Origin of the sequence: Corynebacterium sp. p3-SID1056 (genome assembly GCF_025152525.1) — a bacterium.
Classification (GTDB): Bacteria; Actinomycetota; Actinomycetes; order Mycobacteriales; family Mycobacteriaceae; genus Corynebacterium.
The window spans coordinates 1-24630 of record NZ_JALXXL010000016.1 but is presented as its reverse complement, the minus strand read 5'-3'; the positions used below and the strand labels follow the sequence as shown (position 1 = coordinate 24630).

The following is a 24630-nucleotide window of genomic DNA, read 5'->3' as shown; positions in this document are numbered from 1 at the left end:
AAGCCGCGCAGACCCAGCCACGAATACCAAGCCACGCAAAAGCACCGCCCCAACCAGAAGGCCGGGGCGGTGCTTACAACAGTGCGTACGCAGGAACCGGATTAGTGGTCGACCGGGGCCTCCACGCCAACACCGGTGAGCGAGCGGACTTCCATTTCCGCCTGCTTCTCCTCGAAGTTGTCCGGCTTACCCAGGAAGGTGCCGATGATGCCGCCGAGGAAGCCGAGCGGGATGGACACGATGCCCGGGCTGGTCAGCGGGAAGATGGACCAGTCGGCGTTCGGGAACATGGCGGTCTCTGCGCCGGAGACTGCCGGCGACAGGAAGATCAGCAGCAGCGCCGAGATCAGTCCGGTGTAGATGGACACGACCGCGCCGGTGGTGTTGAAGCGCTTCCAGTACAGGGAGTACAGGATGGTCGGCAGGTTGGCGGACGCCGCGATGGCAAATGCCAGGGACACCAGGAAGGCCACGTTCTGGGACATCGCCAGGATGCCCAGAATGATCGAGACGATACCCAAGATCACCACGGTGATGCGGGAGACGCGGACCTGCTCGTCCTCAGAAGCCTCACCATCACGGATGACAGAAGCGTACACGTCGTGGGCGATGGAGGCTGAAGCCGTAATGGCCAGGCCGGAGACCACCGCAAGCACCGTCGCGAAGGCGACAGCAGAGATCAGCGCCATGAAGAGGGAGCCGCCGAGCTCGAAGGCAAGCAGCGGTGCCGCGGCGTTCGCACCACCGGGCGCCGCGAGGATGCGGTCCGGGCCGACCAGGGCTGCGGCAGCGTAGCCGAGCACCAGGGTGAACAGGTAGAAGACACCGATGAGCACGATGGCCCAGGTCACAGACTTACGGGCTTCCTTCGCCGTCGGCACGGTGTAGAAGCGCATGAGCACGTGCGGCAGGCCCGCGGTACCCAGAACGAGGGTCACACCCAGAGAGATGAAGTCGATCTGGCTGGTCAGCGTCGCGCCGTACTTCAGGCCGGGCTTCATAATTTCAGAGGCCTCGTAGCCCTGTGCGGCGATGTAGTCGGACGCGGCGTGCGCGCCGATCGCACCGTCGAAAAGCGTGCCCATGCCACCGCGGATCTTGACGAAGACCAGAACGGTCATCACCGCAACACCGGCGACGAGGAGCACCGCCTTGATCATCTGCACGTAAGTGGTGCCCTTCATGCCGCCGACCAGGACGTAAATGATCATGACCACGCCGACGACCGCGACACAGATGGCCTGCGCGGTAAAGCCGTGCAGGTCCAACAGCACGGAGACGAGCGAGCCGGCACCCGCCATCTGCGCGATGAGGTAGAACAGCGACACGAACAGTGTGCCGAAAGCAGCGGCGACGCGCACTGGCTTCTGGCGCAGGCGGAAGGACAGCACATCCGCCATAGTGAAGCGCCCGACGTTACGCAGCGGCTCCGCCACCAACAGGAGGGCGACCAGCCACGCCACGAAGAAGCCGATGGAGTACAGGAAGCCGTCGTAGCCATTGAGTGCAATCGAGCCCACAATGCCCAAGAAGGACGCGGCGGAGAGGTAGTCACCAGCAATAGCGAGACCGTTTTGGGTACCACTAAAGGAGGAGCCGCCCGTGTAAAAATCAGCCGATTCGCTCGTAGTCTTACCAGCGCGAGTCACCACGTAGAGGGTGACGACGATGAAGATCGCGAACACCGCGATGTTCAGGAGCGGGTTGCCGGCGCCTGCTGCTTCTGGCGCCGCGAGGATTATGTCCTGCATCGTTTAGCCCTCCATCTCTTCTCGGATGCGAGCCGCACGCGGCTCAAGGTTCTTATTCGCCCACTTCACGTAGATCCAGGTGATCAGGAACGTGGTGAAGAACTGGGCCAGCCCCAGCCAAAGCCCGACGTTGAGGCCCAAAAACGGAGTTGCCATCGCCTCCGGCATCAGCGTGGCGACGACCACGAAGACCAGGAACCACAGGAAAAACGCTACCGACACGGGGAAGGTAAATCCGCGGAAGGTTTTACGGAGGTCCTGAAACTCCGGGCTGCGCTGCATCGCCACAAATTCTTCCGGAGTTGGTTCCCGGCGTTGTGGGATAGAAGTCGATCCAGTCACGGCTTCGATCCTTTCTTGTCGTGTACAAGTTCTCGAATGCTTCGCTGCACACGCACACCCAAAATACTGTGTGCTGCCTGCAACTCGACACCACGCATGTTACCTACCCCACACCAGGGGCGTGAATGATTGTTTTAGACACATCGCACCAAAGAGTGACGCCCACCCCCAAAACGCGTGATTAGCAGGAAGAATTAATGATCATACGACCACCCCCGCTCGGGAGAGCTGCACGGAAACTCGCAGCAAAAAAGGGCCTACCTCCAAGAGATAGGCCCTCGCGTGCACCAGGCGCACGCCCGAGACTTAGTGCACGTCGCCGGGGAAAGTGAGCGGATCGCCCGACATCCGCTCGCCCTGCACGCCGTCGAGCGCGGCGATATCCTCCGCATCCAGCGACACCTCGAGCGCGCCGAGGTTTTCCTCAAGGCGCTTCGGGTTCGCCGTCTTCGGCACCACCGAGACGCCCATCTGCAACAGGTAGGCCAGCACCACCTGCGCAGGCGTGGCGTCGTGCTTAGCGGCTACGCCGGCGATCGCCGGGTCGTCGAAATTCTTGCCGCGCGCCAGCGGCGCCCACGCCTCGGTGACAATGCCATGTTTCGCGTGGTAGTCGCGCAGCTCCTGCTGCGTAAAGCCGGCGTGCAATTCGACCTGATTCAGTACCGGGGTGACTCCGGTGGCCTGGATAATCCCATCCAGCACCTCCGGGTAGAAGTTCGCCACGCCAACCGACTGCAGCTGCCCCATCCCCTGCAGGTGGACCAACTCCTCAAATGCAGAGACGTACAAGCCACGCTGCGGCCACGGCCAGTGCACCAGGTACAGGTCAATGAACTCCAGGTTCAGACGCTTCAGCGAATCCTGGTACGCGGCAGCCGGCCGGTCCTGATCGTCGTTCCACAACTTCGTGGTCACGAACAGGTCCTCGCGGGTCACGTCGCCGGCCGCGATAGCGTCGCCAATCGCCTTGCCGACGGCCTCCTCATTGCCGTAGAGCGCCGCCGTGTCGATGTGGCGATACCCCAGCTCAATTGCACGGCGCAGGACAACCTCGACGTCTTCCGGACCAAGCTTGTAGGTGCCCAGACCGAGCAGCGGGAAATCGTACCCATCGTTGAGTGTGGTGACAGGGATGCGCATCGCAGCCTCCTTAATTTGCGTCAAGCAAGTCGATGACAAAAACGAGCGTGCGCCCGGAGAGTGCGCTCACGCCACCAGCCGGCCCGTAGGCCTTTTCCGGCGGCACGATGAGCTCACGACGCCCGCCCACCTTCATACCTGGGATACCCTCTTGCCAGCCCTCAATCAGGCCGGCAAGCGGAAACTCCGCAACCTCGCCGCGGTCCCAGGAGGAGTCGAATTCTTCGCCGGTTGCGTAATCCACGCCGAGGTAGTGCACCTTGATGTAGCCGCCTGCCACCGCTTCAGCGCCTTCGCCGACAACCAGATCTTTCACAACCAAGTCGGTCGGCGCTGGCGCATCGGGGATGGTGATGGTGGGCTTTTCCATGGGTGTTAATACTCCTTAAGTACAAACTTCTTCAGTACAAACTCGCGTGAAAATGCGAAACCGCCAAGCACGGTTTCCCCAAAGTATAAGGGAAATCCCGTCCTTGGCGGGTATTCGGCGCAGCTACCTGGGGGTTACCCTAGCGCTGGTCGCGCGGAACGAACTCGCGCTTCTGGTAGCCGGTGTAGATCTGACGCGGGCGGTTGATCTTGGTGTTCATCTCCAGCTGCTCGCGGTACTGGGCGATCCAGCCCGGCAGACGGCCGATGGCGAACAGGACCGTGAAGAAGTCGGTCGGGAAGCCCATGGCGCGGTAGATCAGGCCCGTGTAGAAGTCCACGTTCGGGTACAGCTTGCGGGACACGAAGTAGTCGTCCTTCAGCGCGATCTCCTCGAGCTCCATCGCCAGGTCGAGCAGCTCATCGCCACCCAGGTGCTCGAGCACGTCGTGTGCGGTCTCCTTCACGATGGCGGCGCGCGGGTCGTAGTTCTTGTACACGCGGTGGCCGAAGCCCATGAGGCGAACGCCCTTTTCCTTGTTCTTCACGCGGTTCATGAAGTCGGTGGCGTCGCCGTCGTGGTTGTTCTTGATGTCCTCGAGCATCTCGAGCACAGCCTGGTTTGCGCCGCCGTGGAGCGGACCAGCCAGGGCGTTGATGCCGCCCGCGATGGAGACGAACATGTTCGCCTGCGCGGAACCGATCATGCGCACGGTGGAGGTGGAGCAGTTCTGCTCGTGGTCTGCGTGCAGGATCAGCAGCTTGTCCAGCGCATCGACCAGGACCGGATCAACCTCGTACGGCTCGGTCGGGTAACCGAACATCATGCGCAGGAAGTTCTCGCGCGCGTTCAGCGCGTTGTCCGGGTACATGTACGGCTTACCCTGGGACGCGCGGTACGCGTACGCCGCCAGCATCGGCACCTTGGCCATGAGGCGCACGGTAGCCTTGTCCAGCTGCTCTTCGTCGAGCGGGTCGAGCTGGTCCTGGTAGTACGCGGAGAGAATGTTCACCGAGGAAGCCAGCACGGCCATCGGGTGCGCGTTGCGCGGGAAGACGTTGAATGCCGCCTTAAAGTCCTCGTCCAGCAGCGTGTGGTGACGGATCTCGGTGTTGAACTTCTCCAGCTCATCGGTGGTCGGCAGCTCGCCACGGATCAGCAGGTAAGAAACCTCGTTGAAGGACGCGTTTTCTGCCAGGTCAGCGATATCGTAGCCGCGGTAGCGCAGGATGCCCGCGTCACCGTCAATGTAGGTGATCTTCGACTCAGTCGAGCCGGTAGAGACGTACCCCGGGTCAAAGGTCACCAGGCCGGTCTCACCCAGCATCTTGCCGAGGACTACGCCATCGTTGCCCTCGGAAGCCTGCATGATGTCCATCTCGTACTCGCCACCCGGGTAGTGGAGTACCGCCTTCTCTTTGTTCTCAGAAGCCACAATGTGCCTTTCCACGATTGCTCACTTTGTATCCGGCCATCGCCGAAGAATTACCTAAGCCATCGTAGCAAAGTTTGTGACGCGCATGACAAGCCCCAGGCACGGCCCAGAACACCACATCTGAGGGAAAGTGGCCACACAACACTCATGCAGAGTGCATAATATTATGCACTGCACAAGCGAACGCAGTTTCTTTCTAAATCTGAGGATGTAGGTTTTCATGAGCTCTTTCCCCACTCTCCCCTCCGACCTCCTGCCGGCAGACAGCCGTTTCGGCTGCGGCCCCTCCAAGGTCCGCCCGGCACAGCTCGACGCCATCGCTCGCGGCGCCAACATCATCGGCACGTCGCACCGCCAACCGGCCGTAAAGAACCTCGTCGGCGAGGTCCGTGAGGGTCTCTCCTCGCTCTTCAACCTCCCAGAGGGCTACGAGATCGTACTGTCGCTGGGCGGGGCAACCGCGTTTTGGGATGCGGCGACGTTCGGTGTCGTCGAAAAGCAATCGGCTCACCTTACCTTCGGTGAGTTCTCCTCGAAGTTTGCCAAGGCTTCCGAAAAGGCCCCGTGGCTCGATGCACCACAGCGCGTTGAGGCGGAGCCGGGTACCGCCCCCTCCCCCGCCGAGCTCGACGGCACCCAGGCCGATGTCGTGGCGTGGGCCCACAATGAGACGTCCACGGGTGCGATGGTGCCGGTCAAGCGCCCGGACACCGACGCACTCGTGCTTGTCGACGCCACCTCCGGCGCCGGTGGGCTGCCCGTAGATATGAAGGAAGCTGACATCTACTACTTCTCCCCGCAGAAGTGCTTTGCTTCCGACGGCGGCCTGTGGTTGGCCGCAATGAGCCCGGCCGCAATCGAGCGCATTGCCAAGGTCAAGGACTCCGGCCGCTTCATCCCCGCCTTCCTGGACCTGCAGACGGCCGTGGACAACTCCCGCAAGAACCAGACCTACAACACCCCTGCCGTGGCGACGCTGCTCATGCTCGCCGACCAGGTCAAGTGGATGAACGAGAACGGCGGCCTGGAGGGCATGGTGGCACGCACGTCGGCGAACGCCGAGGCCCTGTACGGCTGGGCGGACGCACACGAACTGGCAACGCCCTTCGTGAAGGAGCCGGCGCAGCGCTCCCTGGTGGTCGGCACCATCGATTTTGACGAGCGTGTCGACGCAGCGCAGCTGGCCAAGGCCCTGCGCGAGAACGGCATCCTCGACACCGAGCCATACCGTAAGCTGGGCCGCAACCAGCTGCGCATCGGCATGTTCCCGGCTATCGACGCCCAGGACGTCACCACGCTGACCAAGGCGATCGATTGGCTGCTTGCCCAGGGCGTGGGCCAACAGTAACGACGCGCGGTGCGATAGGCTGGGGTGAACTTTGAGGTCGAAGGGAGATTCATGCGCGAGCTGTATTTGATGGCAGACGAGTCAACGGAGAAGTTTTTCGTTCTCCGCGACTCCGAAGGCGTGAGCTTCCAAATTGCCCGTTCGGAGTTTGCCCCTGTCTTCTCCCCTGACGCTGCACAGGACGCGACCCAGGTGCAACGCGGCGAGGAGCAGCCAGCGCCACTTTCCGCGGTCGAAGAGGAAACGCCTGCAGCGGAGCCCGAGGAAGCGCCGCAGGAAGACGCCGTCGCAGAGCACGACGACACTCCTGAATTCAGCGCGCTGAGCAAGCAGCGCGGGCTGCCGGAACCGGACCCGCTGCTGACCAACCCGCTGACAATGACGCCGCGCGAGATCCAGGCGCGGATCCGCGCGGGCGCGACCTCCCAGGACCTGGCCGATGAGATGGGCGTGGCGGTGAGCCGCATCGACGCGTATTCCCACCCCGTCGTGCTCGAGCGCATGCAGATCGCGGAGGCAGCGAAGCAGTCGCACCCGGTGCGCGAGGACGGCCCGGCGAAACTCACCCTCTTCGAAATCTTGGCCACCGCGTTCGCAGCCCGTGGGCATTCGCTCAGCGACGCGGAGTGGGACGCCACCCGCGAGCCCGGCGAGCCCTGGGTAGTGCACCTGCGCTGGCGGGCCGGGCTGACAGAAAACGAGGCGCAGTGGACGCTGCAGCGCTCCATGGGCTCGCCCGCTTCCACGGAAGCCCGCAATTCCGTCGCCGCAGACTTAACCGACCCAGACTTCGTGCAGCCGGTACGCAGCCTGACTGCCGTCGACGCCCGCGGGGCGGACGAGTGGGACGGCAGCGCAAGTAGCGGCCGAGACACGGCGGACTCACCGGAGGCGGCAGGCGGGGATGCAGGCACTGCTGAAGGCGCTGAAGGCGCTGAAGGCACAGTCACTGAGGGCGATTTTTTGCGCCACCCCGACGGCGAGCAGCCACAGAAGCGTCGCCGCAAGGCCGTCACGCCGCACTGGGAAGACGTGCTGCTCGGCGTACGCACGAATACGAAGCGTCCCCGCAAATAGGTCACGGAAGGATTCCCTGTCATGCCTTATCCCGCCATTGTGACCGTGTGGTTTGTCAGTACCCCTGACCCCGCCGAGGTGTTGAACTCTGCCCCGAAGGCCGACCGTGGTTTCGGCCGCAAGCTGCTGTCGCAGATCAACCCGGCCTGGCCGATCACGCCGATCGGCGAGTTTCCGCTCAATCGCTCCTCGACCCCCGGTGCCGATGAGTTCTACATCGCCGGCTACCCCGGCGTCGCCGTCGTGCAGACCTTCGTGGAAAAGATGGACAAGATTTCTGAGGTCACGGCGTATCTGCGCGAGGCTCTCCCCGCGACTGATACGTACGTCTTCGCCCACGGCACCGACTCGGACTTTGCGGGCTTTGCCCACTATTCAGGCCTGACGGTGCGCCGCGCGCTCGCGGCCACGCGCGAGGTCGTGCTGGAAGATATCGGCCTGCCCGATCCCTTTGAGGCCCCGTACTGGGCGGGCGAGAAGGCTGAGCAGCTCGGCGGCATTTCGCTGCCTTTTGAGCCGTCCGATCTCGCTCAGGCCGCCCAGGAAGCCTGGCTCGGCGTGCCGGTCAGCCCGCAGGGCCCTGACGTGCACGTGGTCGGCTACGCCATCGACGGGCGCCCGGAGCCGAAGATTCACGCGGCAAAACCGCGGACGAAGACGGTCAATGAGGTCGCCGCTCGCTTCGCCGATTCGGAGAAGGACTACGACGACTACGAGCTTCCGAACCCCGACGAGGGTGGTCACGAGTTCGCCGATCTTGCCGACGCCTCCGTCGCCGCAACCAAGCGGGTCGGGCGGGGTGTGGCGCGCCGCGTGCGCAACCTCGCCGCCACGGTGCGCGAGAAGATCCGGCACTCGGACCGCTAGTCTAGTTGCCGGACCGGCTGCGCTGCGCTTCGTAGAACGCAATCGCGGCCGAAGTCGCCACGTTGAGCGAGTCGGTGCCCGGTGCCATCGGGATTTTCGCGCGGACGTCGGTAGCCGCCATTGCATGCCGGGTCAGCCCCGGCCCCTCCCCGCCGACGAGGAAAGCAATCTTCTCGTGCCCCGCGACGGCCTCGCGCAGCAGGACGGCGTCGTCGGCCGGGGTCAGTGAGACAAGCCACCAACCGGCGTCTTTGAGCTCATCGAGGGAGCGCTGCCAGGTGGTTGTGGTGCCCTCGAGGTGCGCGAAGGGAGTGCGCAGCACGTGCCCCATGGACACACGCACGCTGCGGCGGTACAGCGGATCGGCGGTCGCCGCCCCGAACAGCACGCCGTCAACGCCCATGCCGGCAGCGTTTCTGAAGATGGAGCCGATGTTCTCGTGGTCGCCGACACCCTCGAGAATGACCAGGGTGCGTGCGCCGTCGATTACCTCGGCGACAGTGCGCTCCGGTGCCTTGTCCGCGGAGGCGAGCAGGCCGCGGTGCATGTCATAGCCGGCGACCTCCCCCATCAGCTGGCGGGAAATCTCGTACACCGGGATGCTGCGGTGTGCGAGTGCTTCCCCGTAGTCGCCCAGGAAGGTTTCCAGCCTGCCGCCGAAGCCGTAGATGGCGCGCACGGGGAAACGCGACTCCACGAGCCTGCCGGCCACCAGCGGGCCCTCGGCAAAAACCAGCCCCTTTTCCTTGTCCGAGTGCTTCAGGTCGCGGATGTCGTCTAGGCGCGGGTCCTGCGCGTCGTCGATACGCGTGCGCATTAGCTCAGCGCCGCCAGCAGCGGGCCTTGGGCGAAGTAGACCACGAACAGCAGGGAGATCAGCCACATGATCCAGTGGATATTCTTTGCTTTGCCGGTAAACAGTGCCATGACGGTGAACGCGATGAAGCCGACGCCGATGCCGTTGGCAATCGAGTAGGTCAGCGGCATCACCACGATGGTGAGGAAGGCGGGGAACGCAACGTCGAAACGCGACCATTCAATGCTGCCAACCTGCATCATCATGAGCGCACCCACGACCACCAGCACGGGGGCGGCCGCCTCGATGGGCACCATCTCGTAGAGCGGGGTGAAGAACATGGCGAGGAGGAAGAGGACGCCGGTGACGACGTTTGCCAGGCCGGTGCGCGCGCCGTCGGCAATGCCGGCGGAGGAGTCAACGAAGACGGTGTTTGAGGACGAGGAGGCCGCACCGCCGAGCACCGCGCCGAAGCCTTCGACGATCAGGGCGCGCTTCATGTCCGGCAGGTTGCCGTGTTCGTCGGTCACTCCTGCCTGGCGGCCGAGCGCGGTCATGGTGCCCATCGCGTCGAAGAAGTTCGCCAACACCAGGGTGAAGACAAGCAGGGAGGCGGCGACGACACCGAGGTGCGTAAACGCACCGAGCAGGTCCACGCTGCCAACCAGGGACAGGTCCGGCACACCACCGAAGGAGCTCGGCAGCTCCGGCACGGCCAACGACCAGCCGTGCGGGTCATCCGCCGACGAGCCAGCGCCGGCAAAGTGCTCGACGACCAGCGAGATGATGGTGGTGACCACGATGCCGATGAACAGGCCGCCGGGGATGTTGCGTGCGACCATGAAACCGCAGATGATCAGGCCGATGATGAAAACGAAGGTGGGCCAGGACGCGATCGAGCCGCCAAAACCCAGCTGCACCGGCACAGTGGTCATCGCTTCGTCCGGGACGCGGCGGACGAAGCCGGCGTCGACTAGGCCGATCATGGCGATGAACATGCCGATGCCCACGCTCATGGCGACCTTCATCGAGTCAGGGATTGCGTTGAAGACCGCGGTGCGGAAACCGGAGATGGCAAGGATCACGATGATGATGCCGTCGATGACCACCAGCCCCATGGCCTCAGGCCAAGTCAGTCCCTGCTGGCCTACAAGGGTGACGGCCACGAGCGTATTCAGGCCCAGGCCGGTAGCGATGCCGAAGGGGTACTTGGCAATAATGCCGAACAAGATCGACATCACACCGGCGGCCAGGGCGGTCACGGCCGCAACCTGTGGGATGCCCAGTTCGATGCCGTTGCGGTCCGGGCTGGTGCCCAGGATCAGCGGGTTGAGCAAGACGATGTAGGCCATTGCGAAGAAGGTGACCACGCCGCCGCGGATCTCCGCGCCGACGGTGGAGCCCCGTTCGCTGATATGAAAGAATCGGTCAAGCCCGCCTTGCGGCGCGGTGTGAGAGGTGACGGTACTCACGTCAGTTCTTCTCCTCTACCCTGTGTCCGGGTAATTGAATTAGGCGAGTGGCGCAGCGCGTTGCCGCTGCCATTTTACGTGTCATAGCCTGTCACTTCTCTGCCAGTTTTTACAAATACGTCTTTGCGCCGAAAGGAACCGCGTGCACGCTTTTAGCTTCGTCGTGGAAGAGGGCCGGGTTATCGACGCCACGCGCTACGCCGCAGCAGCCCGTGAGTTGGGCGTCTCCACGGCGGCGCTAAACCGCCTGCGCGTGCGCCTGAGCATGGTCGCCGGCACGCGCCGCGCCAAGTTGGAAATCCACGGTGGGACCGCTTCGCTCGAGCTGCGGCCGCTGCCGCCCGCTCCGGCAGAGATCACGGTCGCGGCGCGCCCCATCCGCGATGAGCGCACCCTCCCTGCCTACTCTGGGCCGGACTTGGGCTGGCAGCGATTCACGCTCGCGCAGACTCCGGCGCATGAGGGCCTGCTTGTCGACGCCACGGGGAGGGTCGTCTCTGCCATCATGGCTCCGCTTGTGATGCTGCAGCACGGACGCGCCTACATCTCCAGCCACGAACGCACCTCCAGCTCGATCGCACTCGACGGCGTGGCTGAAATCCTCGCCGGGCAGGGCGTCGAGCTCGCCCACCTGCCCGGCGGGTTCATCCGCTCCGACCTGCTTTCCAGCGAGGTCTGGGTGATCGACCCGGTCTACGGTGCACGCCTCGTCACCACTTGGCTCGAGTACGGAACTTCTCGCCCGGCGCGGCAGTGGGTGGAACGCGGCGCGTTGCCCACGCACCGTGAGGTCAACGAGCTGCGTGCGCAGCGCGCGGTCGCCGTCTAGATCAGATCGACGGTGGTATCGGCGTGCGCGCCGCAGCCGTAGGAGGAGGCCACCACGCGCCCGTCGGCGGAGTACTCATTGGTGCACACGCCAAAGTTCTCCCCGATCGGCTCACCCATGGGGACGTAGAAGGCGCAAGTGCGGCAGTGCAGGGTAGCTTTCTCGGCGAACTCACTGTTGGGCCCGAAGTCGCCGGTGCGCCAGCGCTTCTCCGCCTCCGCCAGGCCTTGTTCGGTCAGGTAGTGCTTGGTCTCTCGCCCCGGAATGACGATGGCATGGCGGGAGAAAGAATCCGCAGTGATGCGGGTGTCGTCCGGGGCTGGTTCGAGGATGTCGCCGGGGCCGAGATCGCCGGGCCGCAGGCGCTCCGAGTAGGGCACCCAATCGGGGGCCTCGAGGGCGCCCGCCGCTGGCATCAGCGCGACCTCGTTGATGGTCACCCAGGTCGAACCGGTAGCGCAGGCAACCACGGCGTTCCACTCCCAGCCGTCGTATCCGGGGACGTTGGCCTCGAAGCGGTGGGTGGCCACGTTTTGGCTCAGTCCTCCAACGCCAATGTGCTCCCCGATCTCTTCGGGGGCGGCAATTTCCTCGAGCGCGGCGCGCGCGGTGCTGATGGCGACGTCGCTCAGCAGCGGGGAACGCTTCTTGGATCGGTTGCGGGATCGTTTTCTGGATTGAGACACGCCCCTATTATGCGCGAGAGGCCTGCAGTCGCGCGATGGTGGGGCATCATGGATGCCATGCATCTGTTCCGTTTCCCCCTTCCTTTCGTCGGTGCGCTTGTTGTCGGCGGGCTTGCGCTTGGCGGCTGTGCGAGTGACGCGCCTGCTGGCGGCGTCGAGAAGCTGCATGCCGTGGTACACGAGCGCTACCCCTTCGACCAGGACAGCTTTACGCAGGGGCTCGAGGTAGCCCCGGATGGCACGCTGCTGGTGGGCACGGGCCAGGAGGGGCAGTCGCGGCTCTACCGACGCACGCTCGACGCTGCGGGTAGTGCGCGAGACACCGAACTGGCCTCCGTTGACTTGGACCCGCAGTATTTCGGTGAGGGCATCACCCAAGTCGGCGACAGCGTGTGGCAGCTGACCTGGCAGGATGGCGTCGCGTTGCGGCGCGACGCGGACACGCTGGAAGCAACCGGCCGCGCCACCTACGACGGCGAGGGGTGGGGGCTGTGCGCGCGCGATGATGAGCTCATCTTCTCCGACGGCTCGGCGAGCTTACGCCGCCTTGACCCGGCAACCTTCGCGGAGCGCGAACGCTTCGAGGTCACCGCAGACGGCAAGCCGGTGACGGGCTTAAACGAGCTTGAGTGCGTGGACGACGCTGTCTACGCCAATGTCTTTACCACCACCGATATCCTCCGCATCGATGCTGAAAGCGGCGAGGTCACCGCGCTTATCGACGCCTCCGCGCTGCCCAACAACGCCGAGGACGACCCCAACAACGTGCTCAACGGCATCGCGCACCTGCCTGGCACCGAAGCATTCCTTTTGACCGGCAAACGCTGGCCGGATATGTACCGCGTCACCTTCGAACCCGTCGACTAACTGCACTGGTTAGACTGTCCAGTATGGCTAAACCGGGTGCGACATCATGGGGCAAGCAGATCGCCGTCATTGCCGTGGGGGTGATCGTGCTGGTCGCTGGCATCTACGCCTTTTTGGAGTGGCAGCGCTCGGCCCCTTCCACCCCGGTGCGGGACATCCGCGTGCAGGTCGCCGCGGATGGCACTACACAGGAGCTGGCCCCGTACACGGTCTGCCCACTGGACGAGCAGTGCGATGGCGGCGATCCGCCCACGCTTGATGTAGGCGAGGCAAAGGAAATGACCATTACGGTGCCGGAAGAGATCTCCAGCTCCGGGTGGCGGCTGCTCACGATTTACGACGACCCAGCTGCAAACGACGAGCGGGTCTTCCAGTCCCACGAGGCCAACGAGCACACCGTTGACGTGGAAAAGGATTCGGGGGCACGCCTCGTTGTCGCCGAGGTCTCCGCCCTCGAGATAGACAAAGGCGAGGACGGGGAAGAGATCCCTGTCCTCGCCACGTGGTCGGTTGCGCTCAACGGCAGCGACGCCTCAGGAAATTAGGCGTCGAGCTCGCGGGCGACTGCGCGCAGAATTTCTGCGACCTGTCGCGCGTCCTTGCGATCCGGGTAGCGGCCCTGCGTGAGGGCGGGCTGCACCTGCGTTTCGATCATCGTCATCACATCAGCGAGCATGCTGCCCAGCTGCTCAGGCTTGTGCCGGTGCACGGGGCGGCGCTTCGGGCTGTCAAGCACCTTCACGCGCAGCGCCTGCGGGCCTTTCCGGCCTGCCGCAAAGTCGAATTCGACGCGCTGGCCAGGAACAAGCTCCTCCACGCCGTCGGGGAGGACGGACTTGCCGATGAAGACGTCCTCTTCACCCGGGTTGGATGCGAAGCCGAAGCCCTTGTCGGCGTCGAACCACTTCACCTTTCCGATAGGCATATTGCATCTTCCTTTACATCTCTCAAGCCCACGTCGGGGCGTTACCTTCACAATAACGAAAGAGGTGATGCTACCCGTTTTCCTCCCCTGCACCACGCCCGGGGAGAATGTGACGTATATCACCTAAATTTTTTGCAACTCGCTGACCTGGTACGTTGACAGGTCATCCACTTGCCACCCCGTCCCTACAGTCACAAACCGTGCCCATAACGTGACTCAATCGTTATAAACCGCTAGGCTGACCCGCAATGTAAACCGGCAGCACTGCAAAGGCAGTACCGAGAGAGGATTTTTCGATCATGGGACGCCACTCCAAGCAGACCACTTCCCCGGCCAAGAAGGCCCTCGCGGGCACCGCAGCAGCGGCCGCCCTCGCCGGCGCCGGCGCGCTGGCCCCGCAGGCATCCGCCGCCCCGGACTCCGACTGGGACCGGCTCGCAGGTTGCGAGGCCGGCGGCGACTGGCACATCAACACCGGCAACGGCTACTACGGTGGTCTGCAGTTCAACTACGGCACCTGGCAGGCATACGGCGGCGGCGAGTTCGCCCCGACCGCCGACCAGGCCACCCGCGAGCAGCAGATCATCGTGGCAGAGCGCACCCTGGCACAGCAGGGCTGGGGCGCATGGCCGGCCTGCTCCGCAAGCCTCGGCCTGAACTCCGCGCCGACCAACCGCGACGCACAGGCTGCGCAGGCAGCCCCGGCGCCGGCCCCCGCACCGGCACCGGCTCAGGCTCAGGCAGCCGCCCCGGCAGCGCAGCAGGACACCACGCTCGCCGTGGACCAGCTGTACAAGCAGATCGTGTCGAACCTGAACAACGCCGGTATCGGCGTTCCGGCACAGGTCCACACCACCTACGCCGCGAACCGCCACGACTACAACGCTTTCTACAAGGCGAACCAGCCGCTGATCGACGCCGTCCTCAACGGCAACATCAACGGAATCATCGCCCAGGTGCAGGCACAGGCACTGCGCTAAGGTCGTACGCCTGAAAAGGCGACAACGCTGCGGCCCACGCTTTCGCGCGTGGGCCGCAGCGTTTTTCTATGCGCATGAAAAAGCGCCTCCCCAAGGTTGGAAGGCGCTTGAAAGGAATGCCAAATACGCCTGCCAGCGCAGACGCGCCGCAGGCGGCACAACCCTACTTAGCGGTTAATGCGAGTGGTCGTGTGCACGTAGCCGGTTTCCTCAGCCGGCATCGGCAGGATCAGCTCGTCGCCGAAGGGGCTGGAAGCGCCCGCCAGCTTCGAAGAAATCTCCGTCACAGGGTGACCATTACCGTGGGTGTGCTCGGGCCACGCCGGGTTCGCGCGGCCGATATTCTGTACATCTTTAGCCATGACACTCATTCTTTCATGTCCGCGCAGAAAACGCACGTAGACTTAAAAACTCCTACTATGTCTGATTTCGCCAACGCACTTACCAACCTCAGCCCCGACGCGCTGCGTCGCATCATCGCCACGCGCCCTGACGCGTTCTTCCCGCCTCCGCCCTCGTTAGCGTCGCTCGCGATCCGCCTCACACAATCCGCCTCCACAGCGCGCGCATTGCGTAGGCTCAACGCTTCCGACCTCGCCACACTGCAATCGCTTGTCGACGCCGGCGCCGAGCTCACCCCCACCACCCCCACCGCAGATGTCACCGCTTTGCGCGACGCCGCGCTCGTCTACAGCGCCGGCCCGGACGGCGCCGTGCGCGTCGCCCCGGGTGCGGTCGCACCACTGCCGCCAGCGTGGCGCGTGGCCGACCGCATCCCCGATAACCTGGCGGAAAAGCTCGCCGACCTCGACGATCGTCAGCGCAAAGTCCTCGAGTCACTGGCCGCAGGTGGCGGCCTCGGCGTCTCCAAGGCGGCGGCACCGGACGCGGATCCGACTACCCCAGCCGCGCGCCTGCTCGCCGCCGGCCTCATCGAAAGACTTAATGAACGCTCGGTGCGGCTGCCCGAGCCGGTGCTCTTAGCTTTCCGCGGCCGCACACCGCGCGAGCATCCGCTCACCCCTCCCCCCGCGCCGGAGGTAGACCAGGAAAAGGTAGACGCGGACGCCACCGCGGCCGGGCTTGAGGCGGTGCGCCAGATGCGCCAGCTGCTCACCGCCCTTATGCGCTCCCCGGTTCCGCTGAACAAGGACGGCTCCGTCGGGGTTCGCGCGATCGCCGCGCTGGAAAAGACACTCGGCTTCGAGGTGCGCCTGCCTATCACGGTGGGGCATGCCGCAGGGCTCATCGGCTGCGGCCCGGTCGACGAGCAGGACTGCCTCGCCGCAACCAAAGATGCGCTCGCGTGGTTAGACGCCACGATCGCCGACCAGTGGGCAATCCTGCTCGCCGGCTGGCTCGCCTCCCCCTGGCGCTCCGATGCCACCAAACTGCTGCACTCCGAATCGCGCGAGCCCGAGCTGCGCCGCACAAAAGCGATGGTGGCCCGCTCCGGCGGGGACCCGCAGCACCTCCTCTTTTACGCCCCGCTCGACGCCGCAGGTTTGCGCCCGGAGCGCCTCAACGCGTTGTCTGCCGAAGCCCGTACCCTAGGTGCACTTGCCCCCACCCCTTCGACGCCGCTGCGCGCCCTGCTGGCCCGCGAGGACGTCGCCGCCGCGACCCGCGCGCTTGTGCCCACCGAAATCGATGCGGTGATCGCCCAGGCGGATCTGACCATCCTCGCGCCCGGCCCACTACCACCCGCGATGGCGGCGGTGCTCGAGTCCTTTGCCGAGCTTGAGTCCCCTGGCCTGGCCAGCGTGTGGCGCGTGAGCGACGCTTCCGTGCGCCGCGCACTCGACGCCGGCCACACAGCCGCGGAGCTCAAGAGCTGGCTCGATGCGCACACTGTGGGTGAAGTCCCTCAGTCACTGGGCTTTTTGCTTGACGACGTCGCGCGCACCCACGGTGCCATCCGCGCCGGACGCGCCTTAAGCTACCTGCGCAGCGCCGACCCGGCACTCATCGCCACGGCTGCTCAGCACACCCCGCTGCGGGTGCTTGCGCCCACCGTGGCCATCTCCGAGTTGCCCTTGCCCAAACTGCTCAAGGCGCTGCGTGAGGCGGGGCTCCAGCCGGCGGCCGAGGACGCCGAGGGCACCACACTCGACCTCGCGCCCGAACCCGCCTTGGTCCGCCCCACCCCGGCGGCGCTGCCAAAGACGCAGCGCGTGGACGAGGCGCTCGCTGAGCAGCTGGTCAACACGCTGCTCGCAGAAGAAAAGGACGCGTCTTCCACTACTGCGGCGCAGTCCCCTGCTGAGGCGCTCCAGGCGGCGGCGCGAGCCCGCCGGCACGTGCGCGTGACCTACTTCAACAGCGCGGGCGAGCGGCAAACCTTGCTTGCGCTCCCCCTCTCGGTACGGGCGGGCCGCGCCGACCTGCTCAACGAGTCAACGGATGCGGTCGTGCGCCTGCCCATCCCCCGCGTGGCAGAGGTCGAGCTGACCTAACTTAAGGGAGCAGCTTTTCCAGGTCAACGCCCGGGATCATGCCCTGCTGCGCCGCCCAGAAACCACCGCCGAGCACCGCCGCGAGCGCTGCAATTACGCCGAGGACGATTGCGAGCGTGTTGTCCTTCTCATCCGCGTCCACGGAGCCGCTGTTGTCCTTGCCCGGATTTTCGTCCTGCGCTGCAGCGCGGGTGAGCGTGAACTCATCGACCAGGTCGCCGGTGGTGTACTCGAAGGTAGACACCTTCAGGCCCTGCGGAGTGACCTCAACGCTGGTGTAGTTGGGAACCTCCTTCTGGTTCCACAGCGCGGTGTAGTCGCGGATGGTCTTCTCCTTGACCGTCTGGTCAAAGCTCTCCTTCGTCTCCTCGTCGCGCTCACCGGTCTTGAAGTCGAAGAACTGGTAGTACTTCGAGCCCGACCCAGAATTGGTGGTGAGGTACTGAACCTCGCCCGGCTTCTTCGCCAGCGTCTCGCCGATCTTCGCCTCACGGCCCGAGTCGACCGGGGTGTAGCCGTTCATCAGGTGGGAGCGCGCGTAGATGTGGTCGTGACCGCCGAGCACCAGGTCGACGTCCAGCTCGGACAGGACCGGGGTCATGCGCTCGCGCCAGTACATCACGCCGCGGTCCTCCTGGTGGTAGGCCTGGGAGAAGGTGGAGTGGTGGTAGGTCACGATCACCCAATCCTTGCCCTCGCCCTGCTCCTTGACCGTGCGGCGCAGGAAGTCCACGTCGTCGTCCAGGTCTTCCCAGTCGTTCGAGTCCAGGGAGATAATCAGCGCATTGTTGTGGGTGAACCAGTAGTTCTCGTCCTCCTGGTTCGGCAGGTTGTACATCGCCGCATAGCTCGGAGCATGGTAGTTGTCGTGGTTGCCCATGTTGACGGCGGTGCGGTAGGAGCGCAGCTCGTCTGGCGAGATGAACGCCTCGTGCTCGTGGAGCGCGGAGTGGTTGGCCTGGTCGCCTGCCGAGAGGATGAAGGAGGTGTCCGGGAACTGCTCCGTAGCCTTGGACACATTGTCGTCCCAGCCCTTGGTCTGCGCCTTCATGTCCTTGGTGGAGTACAGCTGCACGTCACCGAAGAGGAGGAAGTTCCACTTCTCGGCGTCAGCCTTATCTGTAGTGAAGGTGTAGGTCTCGGACCAGCCGTCCGCCTCGCTGCCCACGCGGTAGGAGTAGGTGGTGCCCGGCTCAAGACCGGTAATGGTGGCCTTGTGTTCAGCGATCGTGTTGAAGACCGGCTCAACCTCGGGATCCTTCAGCTTGCCCTCGGTCAGAGAGACGACCGAGTCCTTCGACGTGGCGTCGACAAGCTGCCCCTTCGCCACATCCGTGCCTTCCGGCGCGAACTGCACGGACTGGCCGGTGATCCCCTTCTGGGTTACCCAGTTGAGCATGGCTTCGCTCTCGTTGCCGCCTACCTGCAAGATGACACCCTCCGGGGTCTTGTCCGGCAGCGTGAACGGGGTGTTGAAGTGCTCGGCGATGTACTCGTTGCTCACCTCACGCTGTTCAGCGGAGGCGGCGGGGACGAAGATGCCGGTAGTCGCAATCGCGGCGGCGGTGGCGATAGTCAGTGCACGGGAACGCAACACGGTGGTGCTCCTTGGCTTTTGAAGTTTTTGAGGTGAATGACAGTCGCCTTCTTAAGGCGAACGCACCTCAACCTAAGCCAGCTCACAACCACCGGCAACTGGAGGAAAGTGAACTATGTCACTTTCCTCCCGCGCTTTAGCGGCTGACCTGCTCCAACAGTTCGAGCACGTGCTGGTAGGGCTCGCCTATCGCGCTCGTCAGTCCGAGCTCGCACGTGCGGTTGGACGAGGCGTGGTACTTTGCGCCGAGCGATTGAGCTTCCGCCGCCTCCCGCTTCGTTGCCGACGCCGTGAGCTCCGGGTGCAGCATGCCGCGATCGCCAGCGTATCCGCAGCAGTTCCAGTCCGCCGGGACGTTGACCTGCTCGACCGCGGCCTCCGCGACCCTGACCACCTGCGGGAAGATCCCCAGGTGCGTCGAGGAGCACGTCGGGTGCAGGGTCACCGACTCCAGCTTGCGGGGCACATTCAACTTGTCCAAGACGTGTTCCTCCACAAAGGCGATCGCGTCAATGACCGTGATGCCAACCTTTTGCGCCATCTCCGCAAAACCCTGGGTGCACGAGGAGGCGTCCACGATAACGGGGAGGCGGCCGCCGTCGGTGGCCTCCATGAGCAGCGCCTGGGCGCGTTGCTCCATCACCTCGTGGCCCTGCGTCATGCCTTTCGACGTCCACGGCGTGCCGCAGCACAGCGAGTCGATCCCCTCCGGCACGAGCAGCGCCAGCCCGGCGCGCTCAACCAGGCGCGCGAACGCCTCGGAGGCACCGACCCCATCCGCCTGCGGGCCAAACATCGAGTTCACGCACGCCGGGACGAACACGCCGACCGGGGCGGCGAACTTGCTGCCGACCCGCTCGCCGAAGGCCTTCGAGCGCGTGCGCCCGCCCTTAGACAGTTCGGGGCGGTACTGTGGTACCGTGTCCTCCCCCACGAGCGCACGCGCGACGTCGGTGACCTTCTGCACCAAACCGGTGGGCAGGTAGTGCGCGCCAGTGAGCGCGACAGACGCTACCTTGTTCGCGGGTGCCCACGCCTTCGCGGCTGCCGCCCAGCCCGCGTTTTCGACCTTCGTGGCCTCTTCGCGGCGCAGCGACTTCACAAACTTGCCGGTATCGATCCCGACCGGGCACGCGGTCACGCACATCGAGTCCGCAGCACACGTGTCAATGCCTTGGTACTCGTAGGCTTCGTCCAGTTCGCGGACGGTGTCCATGTCGCCGTCGAGAAGCGCTTGGGCGCGGGCGCGGCGCACCACGATGCGCTGGCGCGGCGTCATGGTCAGGTCGCGCGAGGGGCAGACCGGCTCGCAGTAGCCGCACTCGACACAGCTGTCGATCGCGTCCTCTACCGTGGCCGACAGCTTCATATTGTGCAGGTGCTCTTCCGGGTCATCCGTGATGATCACGCCCGGGTTCATCGTGTTGTGCGGGTCGCACGCGCGCTTGAGCTGCACCATCACGTCGTAGAGCTCGTCACCGTATTGGCGGCGCACAAACGGGGCCATCACGCGGCCCGTGCCGTGCTCCGCCTTCAGGTTGCCCTCGGCGCCGAGGATCAGGTCCACCAGCGCGTCGTTGAAGCCGTTGTAACGGGTGAGGTTCTCCTCGCCTTCGAAGCGGTCGGTGATAAGGAAGTGGATGTTGCCGTCCTTTGCGTGACCGAAGATCACCGCGTCGTCGTAGCCGTACTCCGCGAACATCCCCTGCAAGCCGGAGCAGGTATCCGCCAAGTCGCCGACGGGGACCACCACGTCTTCCAGCAGCGCGGTCGTGCCGGAGGGGCGGGCCTCCGCTACCTGGGCGTAGAGGCCCTTGCGGAAGGCCCAGGCCTTCGCTGCTGCAGCGGCGTCGGTGGAAAACTGCGCCGGGTTCTGCAGGTCAAGGCTGCGCAGGATCTCCGCGCCCGCCTGCTCGCGAGCGTAGAGCTCCTCTTCGTCGTCTGCGTGGTACTCGATCAGCAGCGCGGCCTGACCGTCCACGTCAAAGCCGGTAATCTCCTCCGGCACGGAGGCGAAGCTGCGGCCAACCTCGATGGAGTGCGAGTCCATCAACTCCAGCGTCGCCGCCTTGGAGGCAAACAGGTCTGGCAGGCTGCGCGTCGCCGCGTCGATGCTCTTAAACACGGCGACCGAGGTGGTCTTCACCTTCGGCACCGGCACCGTGCGCAGCACCGCCTCGGCGATAAAGGCGAGCGTGCCCTCCGAGCCGATGAGCAGGTGCTCGAACACCTTCACCGGGTCTTCAAAGTCCAAGAACGCGTTGACGCCGTAGCCCATCGTGTTCTTCAGCGCGAAGTGGCGCTCGATCTTGGCCACCGATTCCGGATTCTCCCGCACGCGCTTCTGCAGCTTCACAAGGGTGTCGAACAGCTCCGGCTCCTGCGCCTTGAACTGCTGGTTCGCGTCCGCGTCAGCGGTGTTGATCACGGTGCCGCTCGGCAGCACGAAGGTCATCGACTCCAGCGTTTGGTAGGTGTTGAACTCGGTACCGCAGGCCATACCAGCCGAGTTGTTTGCAATCACGCCGCCCATCGTCGCCGCGCCCTCCGACGCCGGATCCGGCCCCAGCTTCTTGCCGTAAAGCGCGAGGCGCGCGTTGACGGAGCGCACCGTCGCACCGGGCTGCACCCGGACACGGTTGCCGCGGTCGAGGACTTCGACGTCGCGGAAGTGTTTGCGCACGTCGACAAGCAGGCCCTTGCCCCCCGCCCTGACCAGACAGTGAGGTGCCACCTGAACGCAGCACCACCGGCGTACCGGAGGCGCGACCCGCGCGGAAGACGGCGGCGACATCATGCGCGTTGCGTGCCTCGATCACCGCATCCGGGGTGTAGAGGAAGTGCGAGGCGTCGTGGGCGTACTTGGTGCGGTCGACCAGCGAGGTGTGGACGGTCGAATCGGTGCCGAGCTCGCGGTGCAGGGTGTCGTGGAAGCGCGCGTCGGGCGCGGAGATCGTGGCAGTCATAGGTACCACTTTAGAGGCTAAACTACTTGCAGCACAGCAGTTCCGGCGAAGAAAGGACCCCCATGCCAATCGGAGACGGCCCCTTAATCGTCCAATCGGACAACACCGTTCTTTTGGAGGTCGCACACCCGGACGCAGCGAAAGCCCGCGCCGCGCTCGCCCCCTTTGCGGAGCTCGAGCGCGCGCCCGAGCACATCCACACCTACCGCATCACCCCGCTCGCGCTGTGGAACGCGCGCGCCGCCGGCTTCGACGCCGAGCAGGCCGTCGACACGCTCGAGCGCTACTCCCGCTTCCCTGTCCCGCAGCCGCTGCTCATCAGCGTCGCAGAAACAATGGCGCGCTACGGTCGCCTCACACTCGTACAGCACCCCGCGCACGGCCTCATCTTGGAGGCGGATGAGCCCGCGCTGCTCACCGAGGTCACCCGCAGCAAAAAGATTCGCCCGCTCATCGGCTCGCTTATCGACGCCACCTCCGTCCCCGTCCACCCCTCCGCCCGTGGCCAGATCAAACAGGAACTGACCAAGCTCGGCTGGCCCGTCGAGGACCTCGCCGGCTACGTCGACGGCGAGCACCACCCGATCCAGCTCAACCAGGACGGCTGGCAGTTGCGCGACTACCAGCAGTACGCCACCGAATCCTTCTGGGAGGGCGGCTCCGGCGTGGTCGTGCTGCCCTGCGGCGCCGGCAAGACGATCGTGGGCGCAGCCTCCATGGCGCAGGCGCAAACTACCACGCTCATCTTGGTGACCAACACCGTGGCCGGCCGCCAGTGGCGCGACGAGCTGCTGCGCCGCACCACGCTCACCCCAAACGAGATCGGGGAGTACTCCGGCGAGAAGAAAGAGATCCGCCCCGTCACCATCGCGACTTACCAGGTCGTCACCCGCAAGACGAAGGGCGAGTACCGCGCCCTCGAGCTTTTCGACTCCCGCGACTGGGGCCTCATCATCTACGACGAAGTCCACCTCCTCCCCGCCCCCGTCTTCCGCATGGCCGCCGACCTGCAATCCCGCCGCCGCCTGGGGCTGACCGCCACCCTCGTTCGCGAGGATGGCCGCGAGGACGACGTCTTCTCGCTTATTGGGCCGAAGCGTTACGACGCCCCGTGGAAGGAACTCGAGATGGCCGGCTATATCGCCACCGCCGAATGCGTCGAGGTACGCACCACCTTGAGCGAGGAGGAACGCCTCACCTACGCCACCGCCGAGACCCGCGAGCGCTACCGCCTCGCCGCCTGCTCGCGCGGCAAGCTCCACGCGGTCGACACGCTGCTTGCGCAGCACGCAGGCCAGCAGACGCTCATCATCGGCGCCTACGTCGACCAGCTCGAGGAGATCGCCGCGCACATCGATGCGCCACTTGTCGACGGCAAAACCACCACGAAAAAACGCGAGCAAGCATTCCAGGCCTTCCGCGACGGCGACATTTCCACGCTCGTGGTGTCAAAGGTGGCCAACTTCTCCATCGACCTGCCCGAAGCTGCCGTGGCAATCCAGGTCTCGGGCACCTTCGGATCCCGCCAGGAAGAGGCGCAGCGCTTGGGCCGTCTGCTACGCCCGAAGCAGGACGGTGCCGAGGCAGTCTTCTACACCATCGTCGCGCGCGACACGCTTGATGCGGAGTACGCCGTGCATCGCCAGCGCTTCCTCGCCGAGCAGGGTTATGCCTACCGGCTTATCGACGCCGCAGACCTATAAACTGACCAACCATGAACACCTTTCATTTCGAGGTCGATGAAGAATACGCCAAGCAGCACAATGAACTGCTTCGCGATACCAAGAGCATGGTGCTTTCCGGCATCGCCATCTTTATCCTGTGCGTGCTGGGCGGGATCGCATCGTGGTTTTTCATCAGCCCTACCTCGCCCTGGCGCGTCCTCGCATCTGTGGGCCTCATTCTCTTCGGAGTGATCATGCTCATCGTTGCGCTCATCTTGCCCAAGTCTGTGGGCAAGACCCAAGCGCTTTACGACGCCCACCCCCTCGCACCCGCAATCATCACCGAAAACGTGGGCACCACCCTAACGCTCACCGCGCTGGTAAATATGAACGCGTCCGAGCACGCTCCTGCCCGATGGGCGATCACCTCCCGCGTGGTCAAGCGCATCCCGAACACCCACGACACGGTTGGCACTAAGGTCCCCGTCGTCGCCGTTGGCGGGCAGCGTTCCTCCCGCGACAAAAACACCTGGCAGGTCATCACCCCGATGCCCATTGCCTGGTCAACCCCCGATACTCAGGTGATCTCCCGCGCACGTGCCGAGATCCCCCAGGACCAGTGGCAGCGCCTCGAGAAGGCACGCAAGAATACCGAGCTTGTCGAATCCGCGAAGAACTCGTTGGTTCCTCTGCCCTAGCGTTTCTGCTTCGTGCCCGGTTCCTTCCTTTGCGTGGGGCCGGGCTTTTGTGTCTGCGTACGTGAGTTGGTGGCCGCGTTGTGTTGCCTGGATGCCCGGTCCGTGGATTTGCTTCCGTGTTGTTGCTGGTGGCCTGGGTGTTTTCTTTTCCTGGGGGTTGGTCGCACGCGTGTTGCAACGGTCGTGTTCGTGGTGTGGTGGCAATGATGTTGCAACGGGTTTGCAGCGACCAGGCACAACACTGGTGTGATGCGGGCTGGTTGCACAATGATTCCAGTACCCCCCCCCCCGGGGGTACTGTACGCACATGACGAAAACACCCCGTACACCGGTGTGCGGTGTACGGGGTGCTTGTCTGTTT

The 24630-nt window shown here is 64.6% G+C and carries 22 protein-coding genes; 10 read left to right on the top strand and 12 right to left on the bottom strand.

Annotated elements, in window-relative coordinates; all coding sequences use genetic code 11:
* Positions 1–101 precede the first annotated feature (101 nt).
* The 5 genes from M3G14_RS11300 to M3G14_RS11280 all read right to left on the bottom strand — a co-directional run bounded on the left by M3G14_RS11300 (position 102) and on the right by M3G14_RS11280 (position 5059).
* A complete protein-coding gene (locus M3G14_RS11300) occupies positions 102–1751 on the bottom strand; it encodes a cation acetate symporter (protein ID WP_259926634.1) in 1650 nt (549 codons plus the stop codon).
* A gap of 3 nt (positions 1752–1754) precedes the next feature.
* The gene (locus tag M3G14_RS11295) at positions 1755–2033 is read right to left on the bottom strand and encodes a DUF485 domain-containing protein (protein ID WP_259926641.1); all 279 of its coding nucleotides are present in this window, start codon (positions 2031–2033) and stop codon (positions 1755–1757) included.
* A 366-nt stretch (positions 2034–2399) separates the two neighbouring features.
* Positions 2400–3236, bottom strand: coding sequence for an aldo/keto reductase (locus tag M3G14_RS11290; protein ID WP_259926633.1), 837 nt, complete (start codon positions 3234–3236; stop codon positions 2400–2402).
* 10 nt (positions 3237–3246) lie between these two features.
* Positions 3247–3606, bottom strand: coding sequence for an FKBP-type peptidyl-prolyl cis-trans isomerase (locus M3G14_RS11285; RefSeq protein WP_070764787.1), 360 nt, complete (start codon positions 3604–3606; stop codon positions 3247–3249).
* 139 nt (positions 3607–3745) lie between these two features.
* Positions 3746–5059, bottom strand: a complete 1314-nt coding sequence (locus M3G14_RS11280; protein WP_259926640.1) for a citrate synthase — start codon at positions 5057–5059, stop codon at positions 3746–3748.
* 202 nt (positions 5060–5261) lie between these two features.
* On the opposite strand from M3G14_RS11280, the gene serC reads away from it, so the two are divergent.
* Genes serC through M3G14_RS11265 form a run of 3 tightly spaced genes read left to right on the top strand, consistent with a single transcriptional unit; the run spans position 5262 to position 8333 of the window.
* Positions 5262–6389 carry a phosphoserine transaminase gene (gene serC / locus M3G14_RS11275; RefSeq protein WP_259926632.1) on the top strand — a complete coding sequence of 376 codons (1128 nt, stop codon included), beginning with the start codon at positions 5262–5264 and terminating at the stop codon, positions 6387–6389.
* 51 nt (positions 6390–6440) lie between these two features.
* Complete coding sequence (gene sepH / locus M3G14_RS11270) at positions 6441–7466, top strand: septation protein SepH (protein ID WP_259926631.1); 1026 nt, start codon at positions 6441–6443, stop codon at positions 7464–7466.
* 21 nt (positions 7467–7487) lie between these two features.
* Positions 7488–8333, top strand: a complete 846-nt coding sequence (locus M3G14_RS11265; RefSeq protein WP_259926630.1) for a DUF6928 family protein — start codon at positions 7488–7490, stop codon at positions 8331–8333.
* Between the two features lies 1 nt (position 8334).
* Here the strand turns inward: M3G14_RS11265 and M3G14_RS11260 are convergent, their stop codons facing one another.
* Positions 8335–9150 carry an RNA methyltransferase gene (locus tag M3G14_RS11260; RefSeq protein WP_259926629.1) on the bottom strand — a complete coding sequence of 272 codons (816 nt, stop codon included), beginning with the start codon at positions 9148–9150 and terminating at the stop codon, positions 8335–8337.
* Positions 9150–10601: an NCS2 family permease gene (locus M3G14_RS11255; protein ID WP_259926628.1), complete on the bottom strand. Its 1452-nt coding sequence runs from the start codon at positions 10599–10601 to the stop codon at positions 9150–9152. The genes M3G14_RS11260 and M3G14_RS11255 overlap by 1 nt, the downstream gene beginning before the upstream one ends.
* 142 nt (positions 10602–10743) lie before the next feature.
* Between M3G14_RS11255 and M3G14_RS11250 the strand changes: the two genes are divergently transcribed.
* Positions 10744–11430 (top strand): hypothetical protein, encoded by a 687-nt coding sequence (locus M3G14_RS11250; protein ID WP_259926627.1) that lies wholly within the window; start codon positions 10744–10746, stop codon positions 11428–11430.
* On the opposite strand, the gene M3G14_RS11245 is transcribed toward M3G14_RS11250, so the two are convergent.
* Positions 11427–12116, bottom strand: a complete 690-nt coding sequence (locus tag M3G14_RS11245) for a DUF3027 domain-containing protein (RefSeq protein WP_259926626.1) — start codon at positions 12114–12116, stop codon at positions 11427–11429. The genes M3G14_RS11250 and M3G14_RS11245 overlap by 4 nt on opposite strands.
* Before the next feature lie 57 nt (positions 12117–12173).
* On the opposite strand from M3G14_RS11245, the gene M3G14_RS11240 reads away from it, so the two are divergent.
* Positions 12174–12983 carry a glutaminyl-peptide cyclotransferase gene (locus M3G14_RS11240; protein WP_396122268.1) on the top strand — a complete coding sequence of 270 codons (810 nt, stop codon included), beginning with the start codon at positions 12174–12176 and terminating at the stop codon, positions 12981–12983.
* Positions 12984–13006: 23 nt separating this feature from the next.
* Complete coding sequence (locus tag M3G14_RS11235) at positions 13007–13528, top strand: DUF2771 domain-containing protein (RefSeq protein ID WP_259926624.1); 522 nt, start codon at positions 13007–13009, stop codon at positions 13526–13528.
* Here M3G14_RS11235 and M3G14_RS11230 read toward each other — a convergent pair.
* On the bottom strand, positions 13525–13908 hold the full coding sequence (locus tag M3G14_RS11230; protein ID WP_259926623.1) for a cold-shock protein: 384 nt from the start codon (positions 13906–13908) through the stop codon (positions 13525–13527). The two genes, M3G14_RS11235 and M3G14_RS11230, sit on opposite strands and share 4 nt — an antisense overlap.
* 299 nt (positions 13909–14207) lie before the next feature.
* Here M3G14_RS11230 and M3G14_RS11225 point away from each other — a divergent pair, with 299 nt between their 5' ends.
* Positions 14208–14888, top strand: a complete 681-nt coding sequence (locus M3G14_RS11225) for a resuscitation-promoting factor Rpf1 domain-containing protein (RefSeq protein WP_259926622.1) — start codon at positions 14208–14210, stop codon at positions 14886–14888.
* Positions 14889–15055: 167 nt separating this feature from the next.
* Here the strand turns inward: M3G14_RS11225 and M3G14_RS11220 are convergent, their stop codons facing one another.
* On the bottom strand, positions 15056–15250 hold the full coding sequence (locus tag M3G14_RS11220; protein WP_259926621.1) for a hypothetical protein: 195 nt from the start codon (positions 15248–15250) through the stop codon (positions 15056–15058).
* A gap of 57 nt (positions 15251–15307) precedes the next feature.
* Here M3G14_RS11220 and M3G14_RS11215 point away from each other — a divergent pair, with 57 nt between their 5' ends.
* Complete coding sequence (locus tag M3G14_RS11215) at positions 15308–17344, top strand: helicase-associated domain-containing protein (RefSeq protein ID WP_259926620.1); 2037 nt, start codon at positions 15308–15310, stop codon at positions 17342–17344.
* Position 17345: 1 nt separating this feature from the next.
* Here M3G14_RS11215 and M3G14_RS11210 read toward each other — a convergent pair whose 3' ends face one another.
* Together M3G14_RS11210 and M3G14_RS11205 are read right to left on the bottom strand one after the other, a co-directional pair.
* A complete protein-coding gene (locus M3G14_RS11210; protein ID WP_259926619.1) occupies positions 17346–18941 on the bottom strand; it encodes an FN3 domain-containing metallophosphoesterase family protein in 1596 nt (531 codons plus the stop codon).
* A gap of 136 nt (positions 18942–19077) precedes the next feature.
* The gene (locus M3G14_RS11205; RefSeq protein WP_311201378.1) at positions 19078–21675 is read right to left on the bottom strand and encodes an FAD-binding and (Fe-S)-binding domain-containing protein; all 2598 of its coding nucleotides are present in this window, start codon (positions 21673–21675) and stop codon (positions 19078–19080) included.
* Between the two features lie 294 nt (positions 21676–21969).
* Between M3G14_RS11205 and M3G14_RS11200 the strand changes: the two genes are divergently transcribed.
* Positions 21970–23610 (top strand): DNA repair helicase XPB, encoded by a 1641-nt coding sequence (locus M3G14_RS11200; protein ID WP_259926618.1) that lies wholly within the window; start codon positions 21970–21972, stop codon positions 23608–23610.
* Positions 23611–23621: 11 nt separating this feature from the next.
* Positions 23622–24269, top strand: coding sequence for a DUF3239 domain-containing protein (locus M3G14_RS11195; RefSeq protein ID WP_259926617.1), 648 nt, complete (start codon positions 23622–23624; stop codon positions 24267–24269).
* Positions 24270–24630: the final 361 nt, after the last annotated feature.

Bases quoted from the DNA above. Each gene is read 5' to 3' on its own strand.
- M3G14_RS11300 (WP_259926634.1), bottom strand. From the start codon at position 1,751: ATGCAGGACATAATCCTCGCGGCGCCAGAAGCAGCAGGCGCCGGCAAC.
- M3G14_RS11260 (WP_259926629.1), bottom strand. From the start codon at position 9,150: ATGCGCACGCGTATCGACGACGCGCAGGACCCGCGCCTAGACGACATC.
- M3G14_RS11235 (WP_259926624.1), top strand. From the start codon at position 13,007: ATGGCTAAACCGGGTGCGACATCATGGGGCAAGCAGATCGCCGTCATT.
- M3G14_RS11285 (WP_070764787.1), bottom strand. From the start codon at position 3,606: ATGGAAAAGCCCACCATCACCATCCCCGATGCGCCAGCGCCGACCGAC.
- M3G14_RS11290 (WP_259926633.1), bottom strand. From the start codon at position 3,236: ATGCGCATCCCTGTCACCACACTCAACGATGGGTACGATTTCCCGCTG.
- serC (WP_259926632.1), top strand. From the start codon at position 5,262: ATGAGCTCTTTCCCCACTCTCCCCTCCGACCTCCTGCCGGCAGACAGC.
- M3G14_RS11240 (WP_396122268.1), top strand. From the start codon at position 12,174: ATGCATCTGTTCCGTTTCCCCCTTCCTTTCGTCGGTGCGCTTGTTGTC.
- M3G14_RS11200 (WP_259926618.1), top strand. From the start codon at position 21,970: ATGCCAATCGGAGACGGCCCCTTAATCGTCCAATCGGACAACACCGTT.
- M3G14_RS11220 (WP_259926621.1), bottom strand. From the start codon at position 15,250: ATGGCTAAAGATGTACAGAATATCGGCCGCGCGAACCCGGCGTGGCCC.
- M3G14_RS11265 (WP_259926630.1), top strand. From the start codon at position 7,488: ATGCCTTATCCCGCCATTGTGACCGTGTGGTTTGTCAGTACCCCTGAC.
- sepH (WP_259926631.1), top strand. From the start codon at position 6,441: ATGCGCGAGCTGTATTTGATGGCAGACGAGTCAACGGAGAAGTTTTTC.
- M3G14_RS11225 (WP_259926622.1), top strand. From the start codon at position 14,208: ATGGGACGCCACTCCAAGCAGACCACTTCCCCGGCCAAGAAGGCCCTC.
- M3G14_RS11215 (WP_259926620.1), top strand. From the start codon at position 15,308: ATGTCTGATTTCGCCAACGCACTTACCAACCTCAGCCCCGACGCGCTG.
- M3G14_RS11195 (WP_259926617.1), top strand. From the start codon at position 23,622: ATGAACACCTTTCATTTCGAGGTCGATGAAGAATACGCCAAGCAGCAC.
- M3G14_RS11230 (WP_259926623.1), bottom strand. From the start codon at position 13,908: ATGCCTATCGGAAAGGTGAAGTGGTTCGACGCCGACAAGGGCTTCGGC.
- M3G14_RS11295 (WP_259926641.1), bottom strand. From the start codon at position 2,033: ATGCAGCGCAGCCCGGAGTTTCAGGACCTCCGTAAAACCTTCCGCGGA.